The organism is Haloferax sp. s1, assembly GCF_058382125.1.
Genome location: NZ_JBZRPK010000219.1, coordinates 1 through 2,054 on the forward strand (window position 1 = coordinate 1; position 2,054 = coordinate 2,054).

Sequence of the window (2,054 nt, forward strand, 5' to 3'; positions counted from 1 at the left end):
GCAGTACGAGGAAGGTGGCCTCGTCAAGCTGAGCCTGACGATGGGATATGGGGACGAAGAAAAGAAGACATCCATCACCCCCTCGAACATCGCAGCGCTCGAAGACCCGTACGTCTTCCACGGCGTTTCGCTCGACATCGATGGGACCGCCCAAACGAAAATGCAGTCGGCGCAGCTGTCTGTGTCGAATCTCTCGCGGCTCCAACGCGGGGCGCAGCGCAAGCCGGTCGACGCCGTCTTGGCGGCTCCTGAGACGAGTCTCGACGCCGAGACCATCTTCACTGAGACTGACCAGCTGACTATCGCCTACGGCAACGCATCGTCCCCAGCAACATCCGGTGTGTCATCGGTGTCGGGATCGATGTCGTTCACGAACGGGACGTCGACGGTGACGTTCTCACTGTCGAATGTCAAGCCAGATACCTACAACTGGGCGGACCTCGTGAACGCTGACGCCGACCTGACCGAACCGATCAACTACCACGTCAACGGCCTCACGGTCGCGGTGACATAATGCCTCTTCAGACTGAAACAATCGACCTTCGCGAGGAGCTCCGCCGTCTCGAAGCCGAGCGGAACGACCTCGCACGCGAAGTTGCACAGATGACCGACGGTAACCCCGGGATCGAAGAACGCGCTCGTCGGGGCAACGACATCGACACGTTCCTCGATGGCTTGGAGTGGGCGCTCGACGAGTGGGACACGGACGAGGTCACGCTCATGGGTCCGACCGGCGGCGAGTTCGCCGAGATCGAAGACGAGGTCGTCGCTGCAGCGCAGTCGAACCCCGATTCGAACGTCGGTGCTGGTGCGACCCGTGTCTACATGGTCGCGAAGGGGACCGTCGACGCGCCGTACGTCAGTGATGAGATGGACCTTACCCAGCGAGTCGGCGAGGCATCGAAGCTCCCGCTGGGATACCAGAAGTGGGCGCACGACCGGATTCAGGACCTCATGTCTGTGGGGGGAAACGAGCGCGCGAGCTTCAGCGACTTGGTCAAGGAGAAGCGCCACGAGAATTCGACCGAGAGCTGATGCTTGACTATGCCGTGGCCGTCGCGATGGTCCACGGCCACGATCCGCGCGAAGTCCGCGACTACGCGTGGCGTGATCTCGAACTTCTGTTACTTGTCGCCCCGATGTTCGCGAACCCGCTCGGAGGAATGCAATGACGCAATTCAGCACGGAGAGTTTACTGCAAGCTCGCGTCGACGAGGCGTCACTGAGGACGGCCCAGAAGCAAATCGAGAACGCCGTCGACGACGTCAGCATTACAGTCAACGCTTCGATTCCTGACTCGTCGCCGTCTGGACAGATTCAGCAGCGCCTCTCAGCCCAGCGCTCCAAAGAGAGCGCTCTATCGAGGCAACTCCTCGATCAGCAACTAACGACGCTGTCGGATCACACGGACGCCTGGAGTGAGTCGCTTGCTCTTGCTGAGCAGCAGACGACGCTGCTCGGCAAAATCGCTGATACGACGGCGACGGTTGCGGGAAGTATTCGAGATGGTGGCTCAAGTAGCCAACTCGCACAGGAGTTACAGGCGCAGCAGGAAGGGCTGATGGCAACGTCGCAGCACTTGCTTGCGGACCAGCAGACGTCATTGGGGGCGCTGAACGACCTCACGAACACGAACCTCGACCTCAACGCGAAGCGGAACACGTTGCTGGTCGAGATTCTCGAGGAGCTCCGAGATGGCGCACCGGGTGGTGGTGACGGTGGACTTCCGAACTTCCGGTTCCGGCTCCCCTCGATGCTTGGTGGTGTCGGTGGGGCCGGTCTCGCAGGGGTGTTGGGGCTGAATGCACTCGACCTGAACGTCGACGTCCCCGATATCCCACCAGTGCCACTACAGGTTCCGGATGCGCTGCCAGCACTGCCGATTCAGGACCCCAGTCCGGTTCCTGTCGGTGCACCCGATCCACTTCCGGTCGAGGAGCCCACCCCAATACCGGTTGAGGACCCGGGTGAAATCCACATCCCTGACCTGCCACCGTTCCCGGTCGACGTCCCGGAGGTTCCTGAGCTAACGGTTCGTGTGCCCGATATTCCTC

3 protein-coding genes and 1 pseudogene are annotated in these 2,054 nt (G+C 61.2%); all 4 read left to right on the forward strand.

Features of this window, described 5'->3' with window-relative positions; genetic code table 11:
* Positions 1 to 514: pseudogene (locus QT222_RS01880) on the forward strand (hypothetical protein); the annotation flags it as partial.
* Complete coding sequence (locus QT222_RS01885; protein ID WP_491476127.1) at positions 514 to 1,035, forward strand: FtsB family cell division protein; 522 nt, start codon at positions 514 to 516, stop codon at positions 1,033 to 1,035. The pseudogene QT222_RS01880 and the gene QT222_RS01885, both read left to right, overlap by 1 nt.
* Positions 1,035 to 1,172: a hypothetical protein gene (locus tag QT222_RS01890; protein WP_491476128.1), complete on the forward strand. Its 138-nt coding sequence runs from the start codon at positions 1,035 to 1,037 to the stop codon at positions 1,170 to 1,172. Before QT222_RS01885 ends, QT222_RS01890 begins: the two co-directional genes overlap by 1 nt.
* A partial coding sequence (locus tag QT222_RS01895; protein WP_491476129.1) for a hypothetical protein occupies positions 1,169 to 2,054 on the forward strand: 886 nt, incomplete at its 3' end. The genes QT222_RS01890 and QT222_RS01895, both read left to right, overlap by 4 nt.